Source organism: Bacillus sp. SRL543 (genome assembly GCF_984799205.1).
This window is the reverse complement of sequence record NZ_OZ481794.1, coordinates 2,795,137-2,811,695: the sequence shown is the minus strand read 5'-3', so window position 1 is coordinate 2,811,695 and position 16,559 is coordinate 2,795,137. Positions and strand designations below refer to the sequence as shown.

Here is a 16,559-nt window from a genome sequence, read left to right as displayed (position 1 = left end):
TCTAATTTCATCTGTATTTGCATGAAACTATCAAAAATCTACTTTGCCCTCAGAAGGGTAAGCATTAAAATTTATCGTTAATTATCTGTAAGGCTTTTTGCATCTTGGGAGGTATTATGGAGAACTGGATAAAAGAGATTATTGAACAATTTGGCTATACAGGAATTTTTCTGCTGATTGCGCTTGAGAACATATTTCCCCCGATACCGTCTGAAGTCATTTTGACTTTTGGCGGCTTTATGACCGCTCAAACAAATATTACTGTTTTCGGGACGATTGCAGCGGCAACCCTCGGTTCGACGGCAGGAGCGGCTTTGCTTTACTGGGCGGGCCTTTCCCTGACCAGAGACAGGCTTGAGAGAATCATAGAAAGATGGGGAGGCATCCTCCGCCTGAAAAAAGCAGATATTGATAAAGCCTTTGGATGGTTTGACCAATATGGCTATTGGACAATCCTGATCTGCAGGATGGTGCCGCTGATAAGAAGCCTTATTTCCATTCCTGCCGGGATGGCGAAAATGAATTTCCCGCTGTATCTGCTATTTACGGTCATCGGCACACTCACCTGGAACACCATCCTCGTCAATATAGGAGCTGCCTTCGGAGATTCCTGGGAGACGGCTGTCAAGTATTTTGATATATACTCAAATATGGTGTATATGCTGATTGCCTTAGCCATTATAGGTGCAGCTGTCTTTTGGTTCAGGCGAAGGAAGAAGTAAATATTGTCTTTACATTTGTCAGGAACAAAGCTATGATGATTCTTAATTGGATATAGTGTGACTGCTAGGGGTGTCCGCACAGGCGGGCTGAGAGAAAAACCGTTGTTTTTTAACCCTTTGGACCTGAACTGGATCATGCCAGCGTAGGAAAGTAGATTGAGCAACATTACTTTTTTATGTATGTAAAAGCCTGGTCCTGTCATATGGGGTCAGGCTTTTTTGTTAACAAAGCTGGATGGGATTTTTAAAACTATCAGGAGAAACTGTTTTTTGCTGATAAAATACGAAGTTTGCCTGGTATACAAATGTATAGCTGCTTTAGCGGCAATAATTTTAGACCTTCCGGCTGATGCCTTTAAAAGGCCCGAACAGCGGCATATCCAAGTCAACTTAATACATAAAGCACTGGGGGAGCCGGAGGAGTCCGGCTGAGATTGGGCCTGTTACGGCCCTAACCCTTATACCTGATCCGGGTCATGCCGGCGGAGGGAAGTGCGGGATCTATGCCGGCTGCAAAAAACCGGCCTGTGCTTCCTGAACCTTCCATTCCCTCAGTGCAAATTAGCATGGAGGGATTTTTTTATGGGGAAAACACGGAAATTAACAATGGCAGCGATGATGGCTGCAGTGGGGACGCTGTCAAGCAGCATGCTGTATATTCCGCTTGGCTTTACAAAATTATTCCCGGTCCAGCATCTGCTGAATGTGCTGTCAGCGGTATTACTTGGACCCTATTACGCAGTGGCGCAGGCATTATGCATTTCGCTCCTCAGGAATCTGATGGGAACCGGCTCGGTTTTTGCTTTTCCCGGCAGTATGGCCGGAGCCCTGCTTGCAGCACTTTTGTACAGCAGGACAAGAAAGCTGTCAATGGCCTTCACCGGGGAAGTGATCGGCACCGGCATAATCGGGGCGCTGCTGTCATATCCAATCGCCACATTGATATTGGGGCAGAAAGCCACACTGTTCGGCTTTATCCCGCTCTTTATCTTCAGTTCGATGGCCGGAGCTCTTCTCGGGATCATCATTTTGGCCATACTTGCAAAAAAGCGGACGCCAATTTTTGAATTCTATCAATATAAGAGATGAGGGAAATAGAAGATGGACGAAATAAAAACAGAAACCGGCCAAAATGAGATATTGATAGGGCTGGAAGAAAAGCTGCCGCCGGGAAAGACCGTTTTATACGGCCTTCAGCATGTATTTGTGTCGAATGTCTGGCTTGATCCGATCTTTGTGGCAGCTATGATCGGCCTGCCGTTTGCATTGTCAGCCAATATGGTGAACAGCATTTTTATTGCCGCCGGGATTATCACCTTCATACAGGCGACAAAGCTTGTCCGCCTCCCGATCATCCAGGGGCCGTCAGCTGCATTTGATGCAATCATGATCTCTGCAGGAAAAGCTAACGGGCTGGCTGCAGCAACTGGCGGAATCTTAGTCAGTGCAGCGATTGTATTCCTTTTGTCGATAACCGGGGTAATTGGCCGATTGAAGGCTTTATTTACGCCAGTCATATCGGGGACCGTCATTTTCTTGGTCGGGATTTCTCTCGCTGGATTTACTTTGCATGAATTTCTTGGAGGCTCGCCGGGTGATGAGGGCTTTGCCAGTCCATCCACTCTATTATTATCGGTCACGACGGCTGTGATTGTCCTTGGCCTGTCATTGTTCGGAAAGGGCATCTGGAAGTCTTTTTCATTTTTGATTGCTCTGATTGCAGGTGATATTCTCGCTTTTTCACTTGGAAAAACAGACTTTTCCATGATATCGGAAAGTGCCTGGTTCGGGCTTCCGCATTTGCTGCCGTATGGGCTTACCTTTGAATGGGGAGCATTCCTGACCTTTTTCATCGCTTATCTTGTGGCCGTTATTGAAGCAATGGGTGTGTATCAGGCTTCTTCTGCCATGCTGAAGACCGAGCTGACGGCCAAAAGAATCCGCGGCGGATTTGCCGGAGAATCGGCAGGGTCCTTTGTGTCTGCCTTAATCGGAGGATTTCCGACGACCGCATATGCGCAGAATGTCGGCCTGCTGCGCTTAACCGGTGTCGGTTCAAGATACCCGGTCATGGCTGCTGCTGTTATCTTTCTTGTGCTTGGCCTGGTGCCGAAAGCGGGAGCGCTGCTGGCTTTGACGCCTGCCCCGGTTGTCGGGGGAATCTTCCTGCCGGCTGCCGCCACACTTGTATTTACTGGCATTTCAATCCTTGCAAGGGCAGAAGGCACGCAAGTCAACTTTATGATTGTCGGGCTTTCCATGCTGCTGGCCATTTCTCTGCCGGCTTATGCTGTGAACGCAACAGGGATAGCGGGAACATTCCTGACTAACAGCATCTTGATTGGAGCATTTACAAGCATCTTTCTGCAGCTGATTCTAGTCAATATCCCTAATTGGTTTATGAAAGGAGCGGTAAATCATGAAAGAAGAATCGATCCTATTGACAGCGGAAATTAAAGATTTTATCGAAGCTGGAAAAAATTCTGATGAGGCTTTTGGCCGGCTGGCGCTTAAGCTGTTCCGCCACCAGTTTGAAAATAACATTTTCTATAAAAAGTTTTGCCAGGCACAGAGAAAGACTCCTGCAACAGTGCAAACATGGGAAGAAATTCCGCCGATGCCGGTGCAGGGCTTCAAAGAACTGACATTAACCTGCGAACCCGCTGAAAAAGCGGAAGCTGTTTTTATGACCAGCGGAACGACCGATCCTGATGCAAAGGGAAAGAACATTCATCCTGATTTGTCTGTATGGGACCTGTCAATGAAAGTCCCTTTCAAAAGCTTCGTATTGCCGGACCGGGAAAAGATAGCCATTTTAGTGCTGTCTCCATCAGACGATTATAACAAAAATTCTTCTCTTTCCCGCTACCTTACGAATGCTGTCTTTTATTATGGCAATGAGTACAGCCGCTTCTTCCACAATGGAGAGTCCCTTGATTTTCAAGGAGCAGCAGAGTCGCTGGGACGGTTGGCAGAAAGGGGAGAGCCTGTCCTGATCATGGGGGCAGCCTTTGCTTTCGTCCATCTTTTGGATTTTATGAAAGAAAGGAATTTGTCGTTCAATCTGCCTGATGACAGCAGAATCTTTGATACAGGAGGGTTCAAAGGCCAAGTGCGGGAAATCAGTGCCGAAGAATTGGCGGATTTGTATAAACAGTTTTTTGGCATAGGAAGGGACATGCATATAAATATGTACGGCATGACGGAGCTCAGCTCGCAAATCTATGATCGGACAATCCTCTCCAGCTATACAGGAACACAGATGATAACCGATAAAGCCGGTCCAGCCTGGCTGAAGACGAGGGTGCTCCACCCCGGCACTTTGGAGCCGGTTAAGGAAGGGGAAGCTGGTGTTCTTGCCCATTATGACCTGGCTAACTGGAACTCCTGCCTGGCTGTCCTGACAGAGGATCTTGGATTGAAAACCGGGCATGGCTTCAAACTTCTCGGCAGAGTGAAGGGCTCTGAGGCAAGAGGCTGTTCCATAGCAGCTGACCAGCTGCTCTCAGGCGGTGGCCGCTAAGGTGGTGGAATTCTTCGACATCTATCATTTACCGGCAGCAATCAAGCCAACTGTTGTAAAAGAAAAGATATATAGCGTGGAGGGAAATACATTTACCCTGAAATATCCGGACCTTAGCAGCGGGGAAGTGAAAAAAACAATTGATGCTGTCCTTGAAAACCGCAGGAAATATCTTAAGGATATGCCGGTTTCAACTATCATCGGCAAAATTGATGCAGCAGTCCAGCTTTGGCTGAATCCGGATTATCATTTAAGAAAGATTGCAGAAAGAGTTCTCCCAATAGTTACTGGCTATGACAGTGAAATGGTCCGGCTGGAGCTGAAAAGGTATATGCGGACCTTCCGGAAAAAAGAGCTTTTGCGCTTCCTGGAAGAAGAATTTGATTCCCCTGCGATGCTGGACGAATTCAGGCCAAGAAAGTCGGGAGGGTTGAGCAGGGCTTACGGCCCAGACCTGATTTTTCATGTTTTTTCCGGCAATGTCCCGGGAGTCCAGCTATGGAGCCTGATCATGGGTTTCCTCATGAAATCCGGCAATCTGGGGAAGACTTCTTTTTCAGAGCCTGTCATGCCTGTTTTGTTTATGAAATCGCTGTGTGAGATAGACAAAAGCCTTGCAGATGCTGCCGCGGTAATTCCATGGCGGGGAGGAAATGCCGAACTGGAAGAGCCGGCTTTAGAAGCAGCTGAAGCTGTTGTAATATATGGATCAGACAGGACGGTCAATAGCATCAGAACAAGGCTTCCAGAGGGAAAGCTCCTTCTTGCCTATGGGCACAAAATCAGCATCAGTATGATTGGAAAAGAAGCATTGACTCCTGACCTTTATGCGAGGACAGCACGCAAACTTGCCGAGGATATCTGTATTTATGACCAGCAGGGGTGCCTTTCTCCGCAATCCGTTTACATAGAAGAAGGAGGCTCGGCTGAGCCCAGGCGTTTCGCCCAGCTGCTCGGCGCAGAGCTTGCCAGGTACGAAAAAAAACGGCCCCGGTCGGCTCTGTCAGAAGAAGAGCACCTGTCCATCCAAAGAACAAGGGGGAAATATGACCTGGAAAAGCTGAAAGGCGGCAGCACGGCTGTTTTTAAAAGCGGCATAAAAACTGACTGGACTGTAATTTTCCATGAAGGAAGCGGTTTTCAGGCGTCCACTTTGAACAGATTCGTCCATATCTTCTCTGTTTCAAATTTGGAGAGGTGCATTGCTGAATTAACTCCGTACAAAAGATTGATGCAGTCATGCGGGCTGGCGGTACTGCCTGAAAGACTATTGGATATAAGCGCGATGCTCGGTGAGGCCGGAATCAGCAGGATCTGCCCGGTCGGTGAGATGAACAGAGCAAAGCCGGGCTGGCATCATGACGGCAGCTTCAACTTGCTGTCGCTTGCAAGATTTATAGATATTGAAAGAGCTGCAGAGCAAGAAATGGAACGTTATGACCCGGATGTTGAATAGAAGAAAGGTGAAATCATGCTTATAAAAAATAAAGTGGTCCTGATTACCGGTGCGAGCAGGGGAATTGGTGCAGCAATTGCCAGGAAAATGGGTTCAGAGGGCGCTTCAGTCATCATTAATTATCTTTCCAGTAAAAAGGCAGCAGAGGCACTCGCAGACGAGATCAGGGAGTCAGGCGGCCAGGCGGCGGCAATGCAGGCAGATGTGACAGAAGAACAGCAGGTCAATCGGATGATGGAAGATATCATCATGAATTTTGGCGGCATTGATGTGGTCATCAATAATGCGCTAAGCCACTATTCTTTTGATCCAAAGAAGAGGAAGACGGCCTGGGAGCTTGATTGGGAGGATTATAATCGGCAGTGGGAAGGCAGTGTCCGCGGCGCTTTCAATGTGTGCAGGGCAGTCATTCCGTTCATGAAGGATGAGATGAGTGGAAGTATCATTAATATTGTGAGCAACCTGGTGAGTTTTCCTGTGGTGCCCTATCATGATTATACAACGGCCAAGTCCGGTCTGCTCGGGTTTTCCAGGAATCTCGCGAAGGAGCTTGGCTGTTTTGGAATTACAGTTAATGCAGTAGCCCCTGGGCTGACCTATCCGACCGATTCGAGCGCCGGGACAAAGGAGGATGTAAGGAACAGCATCATTGAACTCACTCCAATGCAGCGCCTCGCAGCCCCGGAGGATATTGCAAATGCTGTCCTGTATTTCGCATCCCCGCTCTCAAGCTTTGTGACAGGACAGTGCCTGTATGTCGATGGCGGCCTGGTTATGGGCGGATGAAACTTTTTCTGGGCTGGTCCGTATAATAGTTATAGTAAAGACAATCAGCTTTTGCTGAAAAGAGGAGGATGTTTATGATTCCGATCCTGCTGACTATTATACTCGTTATAATTCTGCCTGTTTCTATATCGATCTTGATAAAAAGAAGAAAGGATGCAGGAGTTACGGGCTTCAAGAGTGCCCTAACCTCCATCTGCTTCTTCCTCATTGCGTTTGTCAATCTTATATCATACTGGATGGGCTGGCTGGGGATGTTCAACTGGATGATGACCATTATTCTGCTGCTGGCCGGAGCCTATTATTCAAAATATCTTCTCCCGGCGGGAACAGAGAATTGACGCATAAAAGGAGGGAAGGCTTATGGATTGGAAGAAGTATTCAATCTTAGCCCCGTGGGCGCTGCTTGCAGGTATAGGCATGCTTTTGTTCGCCCCTTTCCGCAACTATGCTATTCTACCGGTACTGATCATGTGGGTCATCTATTATTCATGGATTTATATAGAAGATAGGAAAAGTCATTAGAAAAAGGCTGAAACAGCAGGATTTTTGCTTATAAATGAGGGCAGTTGATTTCCGATCCAGGCACTCCGCTTTCCGCGGGGCGGCGCTGAGCCTCCTCTTCGCTCCGCTCATGCGGGGTCTCAGCCCTGCCGCTGCCTCCCGCAGGAGTCTGCGTGCCTTCCTCTCCAATCAACTGAGTTTTTTTAATCTTTTTAGCGATCAGACATCGGCTTAATTAAGTTACAGCCACATAATAGTCCTGTAATTTCTGGGTTTTTTCTATGGGGCAGTTGATTTCCGTTCCAGGCACTTCGCTTTCCGCGGGGCGGCGCTGAGCCTCCTCTTCGCTCCGCTCATGCGGGGTCTCAGCCCTGCCGCTATCTCCCGCAGGAGTCTGCGTGCCTTCCACTCCAATCAACAGGCTACTATAATTTGATTGGCAAGAGCTATCCATACATGAGTAACTATTACAGCAGCATCCTGCCCATCTTTTCAGGAGATTTTCTAACAATTCCATTTTTTCCGCCCGCTGATGCTTTCTTTGGCTTATAATTATCCTTGTGAATTTCATTTCCAAGGAGTACCATCATGAACCAGACATTTACTGTAAAAGAAAAAATTAAACAAATCTTTATTTTATTGATTCCCATCCTGATCACCCAGCTTGGGATGTTTTCAATGGTATTCTTTAATACCATTATGTCAGGAAAATATAGTGCATCCGACCTTGCAGGGGTGGCTATCGGTTCTTCGATATGGAATCCTGTATTTACAGGGCTGAGCGGTATTCTCCTTGCTGTTTCGCCAATCGCGGCTCAGCGGTTTGGCGAGAAAAAGCATGGAGAAGTAGCGTCAGTTGTCAAGAACGGCATGTATCTTGCCGTCATAATTGCACTGGCGGTCATTGCGGCCGGTTTTTTCCTGATAGGCCCCATCTTGGAAAGGATGGATTTGGAGAGCGGTGTTGAACAGACGGCAAGAGGTTATCTTATTGGCTTGAGTTTCGGAATCATCCCTCTTTTCTTATTCAATGTCCTTCGCTCGTTTATTTATGCTCTCGGGAAGACGCGGGTTGTCATGGTAATCCTCTTGTGTGCACTTCCGGTCAACTTTTTCCTGAATTTTGTCCTCATTTTTGGATATTGGGGCTTTCCGGAGCTTGGTGGTGCAGGGGGCGGCTATGCTACTGCCGCCACCTATTGGGTGATCCTTGCGCTGACCATTTTCATTATCAGGACTCAGCAGCCTTTTGCAGTGTATAAGGTGTTCTCTGATATGGGTGATTTTTCATGGGCCCAATGCAAGGAGATCCTAAAAATCGGGGTTCCGATGGGATTGTCGATCTTTTTTGAAACGAGCATGTTTGCGGTTGTGACAATTCTGCAAAGCCGTTTCAGTGTGGAGACACTTGCTTCCTATCAGTCGGCACTCAATATTGTTTCTTTCCTTTATATGATTCCAATCAGCATTTCGATGGCACAGACTGTGCTGGTCGGCTATGAGGTAGGGGCAAAGAGGAATAGAGATGCGAAAGCATACAGCTGGATCGGCATCTATTTGTCTGTGGTCATTGCACTGGTCACAGGGCTTCTTGTCGTTGTGTTCCGCTACCAGGTGGCAGGCTTTTATTCCAATGATGCGGCAGTCATTTCCCTGACGGCACATTTCCTGATTTATGCTTTGTTTTTCCAGATCTCAGATGCCATTCAGGCAACTGCACAGGCAGCTTTGAGAGGCTATAAGGATGTTAATCTTGCGTTCATTATCACGCTTGTTGCATACTGGCTGATCTGCCTGCCGCTCGGATATGGGCTTGCCCATTATACCAGCCTGGGAGCGCCGGGTTATTGGATCGGACTTACGGCAGGCCTTTTGGCAGCCGGTATATGCCTGTCAGCCAGGCTGATTTATATCCAAAAGAAAAAATTCGCTCCAGCAGAAGGGGTATAATCGGAGGAAATGTGATGAAAATCCGCAAGCTTGTGCCAGAAGATGGAGAAGCCTTCGCACATCTTATTCAAGATGTGGAAAATGAATCTTCATATATGCTGTTTGGGCCAGGGGAACGGAACGTTTCCGAGGACATTCAAAGGCGGATGATAGAGGCGTTTTCCAGCCGGGATAATGCCGCCATTTTTGCAGCAGAAGTCAACGGGCTTCTGGCGGGCTACTTGATTGTCAATGGCGGCATGGCCGGAAGGGTGCGCCACTCCGCTGCCCTTGTCATAGGCATTAGAAAAGACTATCGCGGACAGGGTGTAGGCTACAGTCTTTTTCAGAAGCTTGACAGCTGGGCGATGGAAGCCGGCCTGCATAGATTGGAGCTTTCAGTTGTCAGCGAAAATGAGAGGGCGCTTGGATTATATAAAAAAGCTGGATTTATAGTGGAAGGGATCAAGAAACATTCCATTTTCATTGATGGGGAATACCATGATGAATACATAATGGCAAAGCTATTACGATAAACCCAGATCAGATCCTGCCGATTCGGCAGGATCTTTTTTGAACGCTGAAGTAAGCATATGAATTTTTTCACCGGGATTTGGGTATTTGTCTATTCAATGCAGTCTTCTTTATCATATTCTAGACTGAAACCTATCTGAGGGGCGGGCTTTAATGTAATATTTCTGCTTCTCTATGGGAAGAGAAAGATAAAAGTGAGGAGAAGGCAGATGAATCAGCAACAGTATGTGTATCATCCGGGAGCCGCTTATCGTGGAGACCATATGCGCTTTGGATTTGGCCGCCCGGGATTTGGTCGATTCGGCTTCGGTTTCGGACGCCCGTTTGGCTTTGGATTCGGCAGACCTTTTGGCTTTCCATTCCTTGGAGGACTAGCCGGCGGCCTGCTCTTAGGAAGCGCCCTTGCCGGCCCGTATGGCGGATATGGCTATCCTTATCCATATCCCCCTTATCCATATTATTGAGAGGGAGTTTCAGGCGGGCCAAGGGGAAAGCTGCCCGCCTTCATACATAAAAATCCAATCATCGACAGGAATTTCAATGCGGCTGGAGAATAGTATACTAGCGAATAAAGAGGGGAAATCCATGAAAACACTAATTTCAAAGCTTGATTTCAATCAGTTATCAGACAGGCAGATTGGGGATCTTCTTTATAAAAATATCGAGGATGACAGCAGGTCGGGAGAATGCATATTCGTCCTGGGGAGCAGCAAAGCTGCTGAATACAGGCTTCCGAAGGCGCTGGAGCTATACAGAAGCGGCAGAGCAGGCAAGCTTCTGTTTTCCGGCGGCGTTGTATGGCCGGCTTCAAAGCTATGCGAAGCCGAGCTTTTAGAAAAGAAAGCATTGGCACTTGGAATCCCGGGAGCTGATATTTTAATAGAAGATCAATCTCTCCATACAAAGGAAAATGTGCTTGCCTCGCTGCTGGTCCTTGATCGGGAATTCAATCTCCATAAAGTAAAAAGGATATTGGTTGTGACAGCTTCCTATCATATAAGAAGGGCATATCTGACCATGAAAACCTATATGCCGGACTGGATACAATACTCGCTTTGCCCTGTGGATGATATCCATACAAAGGAAGGGAACTGGCAGCTGTCAGAAGGAGGCAGGCTGAGGGCAAAGAGGGAAGCGGAAAAGCTGATCTACTATGTTAAAGAAGGAATTATCACTGACGCTGAGGTTGAAATTTCAGGTTCGTAAAGAGAGGAAATGAAAAATGAGACAGATCATCGCAATGGGAGGAGGAGGGTTTTCAATGGAACCTGAAAACCTTCTTCTCGATCAATATATCATAGAACAAGCGCAAAATAAGAATCCAAAAGTTTGCTTTCTTCCCACTGCAAGCGGGGACCAGCAAAGCTACATAGACGCTTTTTATGAGGCTTTTAAAAGCCTTGAGTGCATCCCGTCTCATCTTTCGGTGTTTGAACCGAATTTTAAAGACGCAGAGGAATTTTTGCTTGCACAGGATATCATCTATGTTGGAGGCGGGAATACCCGCAATATGATGATTCTATGGAAAGAATGGAGGCTGGATGAACTGCTGCTGAAATGCTATCAAAAAGGAATCATTTTAGCAGGCATCAGTGCAGGAAGCATCTGCTGGTTTGAAAAAGGGCTGACAGATCCCTTAAATGGGCCGCTCTGCCCGATAAAAGGACTGGGCATCCTAAAAGGCAGCCACTGCCCGCATTATGACGGGGAAAATAAGAGAAAGCCTGCCTACAGGCACCATATCAAGGAAGCGCTAATGAAGCCGGGATATGCAGCTGATGACGGGGCTGCACTTCATTTTGTGAATGAGGAGCTGTATAAAACGGTCTGCTCACGAAAGAACGCCAGCCCTTATTACGTAGAAGTAAATGATAGCAACGCTGAAGAAACAAAACTGGATTGCATTTATCTTGCAGAAGCAGGAAATAGTATTGTTTAAACTAACCCAGATTTAAAGTGAATAGCCCGCTTCCTATTTGGAAACGGGCTACTACTGTTAACGTGATTCAGGGAAAATTCTCTGCACCGTTTCACTAAATTGATCAAACAATCCTCTTACAGGTTTTCCATTTTGAATATCATCCCTATACCCGCGCATACGTTCCATAAAATCAGGATTGCTTGAGACAAACACTTCATTAATATTCTGATCTGCTGCCTGTACTTGATCGGAAACCTTCTTTTTCATTTCGTCATTAATATCGCCTTTTTCCCCATTTGCCAGCAGCACAGCTGCATATGCCTTGCTTCCGGCTGTAATGACTACTGCCTTTTCAACTTCTTTCATAGCTTCAACCTTCTGCTGGGCATCATCGGAATTCCGAAGATTATTCTGATCGCTGCCATTCTGCCCATTGTCTTCCAGTCCATTGTTATACTGCTTGTTGTTATTCTGTTCGTCGTCCATTAAGTTATTTGCATCGTCTGTTGCATCGCTGTCTGTCACATTCCTCATGGATAATGTGCCAGATTGGCCGTTATTTCCATCCTGGCTGCCCTGGTTGGATGATGCACAGCCTGTGAACAATACAGACGCTGCTGCGCCGATTAGAACCCATCTTAATTTCTTCATGCAAATCCTCCTCAAATTATATTCGTGAGTAATTTTTCCAAAAACATAAAAGTTATACATTTTCCAAAACTGAATGTTAAATAGGCTTTACATAATGTTAAGTAATCTATACAATTGACTTATTGGATGTTAAGTGAACTTAACAAAGAGATGTTGAATGAGGTGCTATATGGAAATTGGCAATTGTGTCAAAGAGCTGCGGGCCAGAAACAGCTGGACCCAGGAAAAGCTGGCCCAGGCTGCAGGTGTGACGAGACAAACAATCGCAGCACTTGAAAAAGGAGATTATATTCCGTCCCTGCTGCTTGCCTTGAAGATATGTGAGGCATTCCAGCTGAAAATGGAAGAAGTATTTTGGCTATTAAAGGAGGAAGAAAAATGAAAAATAATCGGACAGTTTTATTAAGCTTTGTTTTATATGCCTTGTTTGCCTGGGCCATGATGGCAATGTACGATGTCCAGACCCAGTTTGCAGAAGTCCTGCGGAATCCTGAGCCGCCCTGGTCATTGACGATTAATATCACACCGGTAGCAGTTTTTTTGCTGATAGGGGGTGTGATCAGCTGGTTCCTATACAGCAAGAACAAGAAAAAACGTTCAAGTATTGTTGCGCTGCTTCTCCTTCCTCCTGAGTTCGAGGAACAGGATGAACGGGAAAAAATGATGACCGCCAGAGCCTGCAGGAGTTCTTATATCGCCCTGTATTTCGCGGTGCCCATCACAGCAGCCCTAATGCTTTTCTATCCTTTGCTCGAAGATAAGGTCCCATTCTACCCGGTTTTGATCATTCTGCTGATTCCCGTGATTCAGATGCTTTCGTATTATCTGTCCATACGCAAAAGTCTGTAAAAAATAGTAAGGCGGCTGCCAAAATCCTGCAGCTGCTATTTTTTTTGCGGAAACTTGAGATTTTTTCAACTCTGTTTCCGTTATTATAGAAGAATCATACAAAAGGACAGGAGAATGAACGGGAGGTACATATGGAAGAGGAAGCAGTATGGATAAAGCAGGTGCTGGCCGGAAACAAGCAGGCTTACGGGCACATCATCAACAAATACAAAAACCCTTTGTACGCAACGATACTAAGGATGACAAAAAACCCGCAGGATGCCCAGGATCTGGTGCAGGAAGCGTTTATCAAAATTTACAATCAGCTTGGCAAGTATGACCAGAAAGGGGCTTTTTCAAGCTGGCTTTACAGGGTGGCGGTGAATCACTGTATGGATGAATTCCGGAAGAAAAGCACCCATATCAAGCAGGCGGAAATAAATGAGGCCTCTGCCATCAACACAAGGCATCCGGAAGTGATTCTTTTGAAAAAAGAAAAAAACAGGCAGCTGGAAAAATTGATCCGCACTCTGCCGGAGGATGAAAGGCTCGTTATACTCCTTCGTTATGCCAATGAATTGCCTTATGAGGAAATAGCAGAAATGACAGGCATGCCCTTATCAATGGTACGCAACAAGCTTCACCGGGCCAAAAAGAAAATGAGGGAAACAGTCCAAAAACAGGGAGGCTATTATAATGAATTGTCCAACGGCGGATAAAATTTCTCAATATATCGATCAGCTTTTAACCGAAAAGGAACAGTCTGAGCTGAATAGCCATATCGCTGGCTGCCCGTCTTGTGGTGAAGTTGCTGGAGTATTTGAAAATGAAGCTGAATTCTTGAAAGAGACGCTGCAGACACCTAAGCTTCCCGACGATTTTGCAGACGGCATCATTGGGCAGCTGGAATCTTACAAACCAGAAAAAAAGAAGTTTGTCCCAGGGAAAAGGATGGCCGCAGCCGCAGCCGGACTGCTTCTGGCTGCAGGGATCAGCACGGTTCCTGGATTTGCAGATTGGGTTGGCGGGCTTTTTTCATCCAGTGAAGTAGATGACGGGCTGAGGCTGGCATCACAAGAAGGGCTGGCGACCCGGGTAGATATCGCAGCAACAGATCAGAACACAACATTTAAAATAGAGGATGTAGTCGCCGATACATCAAGAATCGCACTCTCTTTTAAAGTACTGGATTCAAAAGGCAAGCCGCTTGATACCAGCATCAACATGGAGGACACTGAAAATAAAATTGCAGCTTATGACCAGAACGGCAAAGAGATCGAAGAATACGGAATGGGCTGGACAGAGGGATCTGAATATGGATTAATAGAATTTTCGCTGAGAGATCGGACCGGTCTGGAAGAGGTAGTGGTTAAAGTTGATCTTAAGGAGCTGAACGGAAAGCAGGGGAATTGGAATGTTGAAGTGCCTATTAACCTGAAGGAAAGGCAAAAGTATACAAGCAGGGTGGCGCTTGATAAGCACAGCACATCTTTCAATGGAGTCTCCATTAACCTTAAGGAAGTGCAATTTGCTCCTTCCTCAAGCGAGCTTGTCTATGAGACCGCATTCACGAAAGAAGAAAAAGCTAAAGTCGAAACCAGGATTAAAGAGCTTGAAGAAAGGTTTGGCAAGGAAAATGTCGGGATGTTCTCAGGATTCGGAACGGCCATTCAATACCATATTGTGAATGATAAAAATGAACCTGTTTATAAGCACAATATTTTTGCTGAAGGGCAGGGCCATCCCAGCGATCAGGGCTCCATATCAGGTTCCGGCCAAGATCTTGACGAACTTGGAGCAGTACGCTGGAATGAATCATTTATCCCGCAGAAAAATAGAAGCAGTTATACTCTTGTACTCGATGGTGTAATTAAAACCCTGCCAGCCGATTTTTCTATTACATTTAAACCGGATGATCTCCGGAAGAAACCAGTCAGCTTTGAATACGAAGGCAATCACTTAACAATCAAAAAAGCTAAGAAGAAAAATGATTACTCGCTGCGCAAATCGCTGATGCCAATTGAAAAGGAAACCTATTTTGAGATCGAGATGGAGGGTGGGAAGGAAGTGCCTTCTGCTGATTTTGGGTCATGGGTGATGACAGATGATAAAGGAAATGTTTATCCCCTTTATCACAGCGGTTCCATTTTAGACGAAAAAGACAAAAATGGACGTTTCAAAACTTCTCTCGATCTCAAAGCTTATGATCTGGAGAAAGAGCCGGAAGAACTGACATTGCATCTCACTTCAGTAACCAGATATTATAAAGCAGAACAAGAATGGAGAGTTCCGCTCTTTAAATAAGTTTGGTAAGAAAGCAGGCTCGTATAAGCCTGTTTTCTTTTTTTGGAAAATAATGAGAAAATTTGCAACTTTCCTGAAGTCTGTGCGTATATAAAGTAACTTTATTATGTTTTACAGCTACAGGGGGGATTTTCTTGGAAGAGAAAGGTGCAAAGAGATGGACAAAACGGCAGCGTCTTATTTTATGGGGTTCAGCAGCTGTGATGATCATTATGGCTATGCTGTATTTTGACAGAGAAAAAGTTTATAAGGAAGAAAAGCCGCCCATGCCGGTGATTACAGTCGGGGACGTAGAGGTGCAGGCAAGGTTGGGCTCTTACCGGTGGAATGATGGAATGGTGGAGAAAGAGATGAAGGATATCTCTAAATCTCTGAAATATCAGCCTGTGCAGGGAAATGAGGAATTCAAGATAGAGTTTCCAAAAGGGGAGGAGCCGGTATATTTTGCCAGAGGTTTGCGGAATCCTAATGGTCAATTTTATGGGGCAAACGGGTTATATGGAAATGATTATATATATAATGCCTCAGATATAATTACTTTTAACATAAAAGCATACTGGAAAAATGGAAAGAGGGCTGATTATTTTATTCCGATACAAGTCCGGGAAGTTGAATTGAAAGAATACTATGCCACATTTATAGGAGCTTACTCTATTCTCCTTATCAATGAGAATGTAGCAGATGCTGAGCGTGCCGAAAATGAATTGCGCAAAGAATTTTTGAATACACCAACCTTTTTAAAATTCGGTAACAAACATTCTTATCCTGAATTGAATATTGAACAAAGCCAGGCTTATTTACTTTTTGACCACAAAAGAGAACTTTTCCGGGCTAACGATGTTGGAGCAATGAAAAATTATATAAAAGACCATATTATCTCCCATGAGGTTGTTAAAGGAACAGTGTCGGAAATAGATCATAATCTTGGGTTTGTCACTATAAATGGAAGGAAGCTAATTACTGAACCAGATCAACTGATTAAAACCGGCCAGGACGTCAGTGTGGAAACAAGATATTTCATGTCCAAATTTTACAGCCCGGTCATTGAAGAAATACAAGTAATGAAAAATACTGACCCCATTTTTGAGGATGAAAAATGGCTTTCAGATGAAGCTGAAAAATTTTCTATCCTGGCCATTGGAGATACTGATTTCCTCAAGCCGCTGAAAAACCCGCATAAAGAAGATTTGAAAATGGCCGGTATGATAACAGCTCAAAAAAGTTTAAAAATGAATAGCGGAGAACAGCTAAAGGGACCTGCTATTTATGTTTTTAATGATAAAGAGCTAGTCTATCAAACTGAGACTTATGAAGAACTGCTAAAGTACTTATTTTCCAGGGAAGCCCTGGCTTTTGAAATACAACAGGCGAAGGAGCTTAGAAGTGAAAAATAAGGAGCGATAC

At 45.5% G+C, this 16,559-nt stretch carries 19 protein-coding genes and 2 riboswitches; of the genes, 18 read left to right on the top strand and 1 reads right to left on the bottom strand.

Annotated elements, in window-relative coordinates:
- The first annotated feature begins 116 nt into the window (after positions 1–116).
- The 13 genes from AC4E8B_RS14360 (at position 117) to AC4E8B_RS14300 (ending at position 11,390) form a co-directional block, all read left to right on the top strand.
- A complete protein-coding gene (locus AC4E8B_RS14360) occupies positions 117–722 on the top strand; it encodes a DedA family protein (protein ID WP_490214057.1) in 606 nt (201 codons plus the stop codon).
- 56 nt (positions 723–778) lie between these two features.
- Positions 779–889, top strand: a riboswitch (TPP riboswitch).
- 230 nt (positions 890–1,119) lie between these two features.
- A riboswitch (TPP riboswitch) is annotated at positions 1,120–1,230 on the top strand.
- 74 nt (positions 1,231–1,304) lie between these two features.
- Positions 1,305–1,811, top strand: coding sequence for an energy coupling factor transporter S component ThiW (thiW, locus tag AC4E8B_RS14355; RefSeq protein WP_490214056.1), 507 nt, complete (start codon positions 1,305–1,307; stop codon positions 1,809–1,811).
- Between the two features lie 12 nt (positions 1,812–1,823).
- Positions 1,824–3,179 (top strand): uracil-xanthine permease family protein, encoded by a 1,356-nt coding sequence (locus tag AC4E8B_RS14350; RefSeq protein WP_490214055.1) that lies wholly within the window; start codon positions 1,824–1,826, stop codon positions 3,177–3,179.
- Positions 3,142–4,245 (top strand): LuxE/PaaK family acyltransferase, encoded by a 1,104-nt coding sequence (locus tag AC4E8B_RS14345; protein WP_490214054.1) that lies wholly within the window; start codon positions 3,142–3,144, stop codon positions 4,243–4,245. The genes AC4E8B_RS14350 and AC4E8B_RS14345 overlap by 38 nt, the downstream gene beginning before the upstream one ends.
- A complete protein-coding gene (locus AC4E8B_RS14340; RefSeq protein WP_490214053.1) occupies positions 4,235–5,701 on the top strand; it encodes an acyl-CoA reductase in 1,467 nt (488 codons plus the stop codon). Before AC4E8B_RS14345 ends, AC4E8B_RS14340 begins: the two co-directional genes overlap by 11 nt.
- Before the next feature lie 15 nt (positions 5,702–5,716).
- Positions 5,717–6,487, top strand: coding sequence for a 3-oxoacyl-ACP reductase (locus AC4E8B_RS14335; RefSeq protein WP_490214052.1), 771 nt, complete (start codon positions 5,717–5,719; stop codon positions 6,485–6,487).
- 74 nt (positions 6,488–6,561) lie between these two features.
- Positions 6,562–6,825 (top strand): hypothetical protein, encoded by a 264-nt coding sequence (locus AC4E8B_RS14330; protein WP_490214051.1) that lies wholly within the window; start codon positions 6,562–6,564, stop codon positions 6,823–6,825.
- A 22-nt stretch (positions 6,826–6,847) separates the two neighbouring features.
- A complete protein-coding gene (locus AC4E8B_RS14325) occupies positions 6,848–7,009 on the top strand; it encodes a hypothetical protein (RefSeq protein WP_490214050.1) in 162 nt (53 codons plus the stop codon).
- Positions 7,010–7,576: 567 nt separating this feature from the next.
- Positions 7,577–8,938 carry an MATE family efflux transporter gene (locus AC4E8B_RS14320; RefSeq protein ID WP_490214049.1) on the top strand — a complete coding sequence of 454 codons (1,362 nt, stop codon included), beginning with the start codon at positions 7,577–7,579 and terminating at the stop codon, positions 8,936–8,938.
- A gap of 14 nt (positions 8,939–8,952) precedes the next feature.
- Entirely contained in the window at positions 8,953–9,453 is a 501-nt protein-coding gene (locus tag AC4E8B_RS14315) for a GNAT family N-acetyltransferase (protein ID WP_490214048.1), read from the top strand.
- Between the two features lie 207 nt (positions 9,454–9,660).
- Positions 9,661–9,915, top strand: coding sequence for a hypothetical protein (locus AC4E8B_RS14310; protein ID WP_490214047.1), 255 nt, complete (start codon positions 9,661–9,663; stop codon positions 9,913–9,915).
- A gap of 121 nt (positions 9,916–10,036) precedes the next feature.
- Positions 10,037–10,657, top strand: coding sequence for a YdcF family protein (locus AC4E8B_RS14305; protein WP_490214046.1), 621 nt, complete (start codon positions 10,037–10,039; stop codon positions 10,655–10,657).
- Between the two features lie 16 nt (positions 10,658–10,673).
- Positions 10,674–11,390, top strand: a complete 717-nt coding sequence (locus tag AC4E8B_RS14300; RefSeq protein WP_490214045.1) for a Type 1 glutamine amidotransferase-like domain-containing protein — start codon at positions 10,674–10,676, stop codon at positions 11,388–11,390.
- A gap of 57 nt (positions 11,391–11,447) precedes the next feature.
- Here AC4E8B_RS14300 and AC4E8B_RS14295 read toward each other — a convergent pair whose 3' ends face one another.
- A complete protein-coding gene (locus AC4E8B_RS14295; RefSeq protein ID WP_490214044.1) occupies positions 11,448–12,023 on the bottom strand; it encodes a YhcN/YlaJ family sporulation lipoprotein in 576 nt (191 codons plus the stop codon).
- Positions 12,024–12,192: 169 nt separating this feature from the next.
- Here AC4E8B_RS14295 and AC4E8B_RS14290 point away from each other — a divergent pair, with 169 nt between their 5' ends.
- From AC4E8B_RS14290 to AC4E8B_RS14270, 5 genes are all read left to right on the top strand, one after another.
- Positions 12,193–12,405 carry a helix-turn-helix transcriptional regulator gene (locus tag AC4E8B_RS14290; protein ID WP_490214043.1) on the top strand — a complete coding sequence of 71 codons (213 nt, stop codon included), beginning with the start codon at positions 12,193–12,195 and terminating at the stop codon, positions 12,403–12,405.
- Positions 12,402–12,872 carry a hypothetical protein gene (locus AC4E8B_RS14285; protein ID WP_490214042.1) on the top strand — a complete coding sequence of 157 codons (471 nt, stop codon included), beginning with the start codon at positions 12,402–12,404 and terminating at the stop codon, positions 12,870–12,872. The genes AC4E8B_RS14290 and AC4E8B_RS14285 overlap by 4 nt, the downstream gene beginning before the upstream one ends.
- A gap of 131 nt (positions 12,873–13,003) precedes the next feature.
- Complete coding sequence (locus tag AC4E8B_RS14280; protein ID WP_490214041.1) at positions 13,004–13,570, top strand: RNA polymerase sigma factor; 567 nt, start codon at positions 13,004–13,006, stop codon at positions 13,568–13,570.
- Complete coding sequence (locus tag AC4E8B_RS14275) at positions 13,548–15,155, top strand: DUF4179 domain-containing protein (protein ID WP_490214040.1); 1,608 nt, start codon at positions 13,548–13,550, stop codon at positions 15,153–15,155. Before AC4E8B_RS14280 ends, AC4E8B_RS14275 begins: the two co-directional genes overlap by 23 nt.
- A gap of 335 nt (positions 15,156–15,490) precedes the next feature.
- Positions 15,491–16,549: a hypothetical protein gene (locus tag AC4E8B_RS14270; RefSeq protein WP_490214039.1), complete on the top strand. Its 1,059-nt coding sequence runs from the start codon at positions 15,491–15,493 to the stop codon at positions 16,547–16,549.
- Positions 16,550–16,559: the final 10 nt, after the last annotated feature.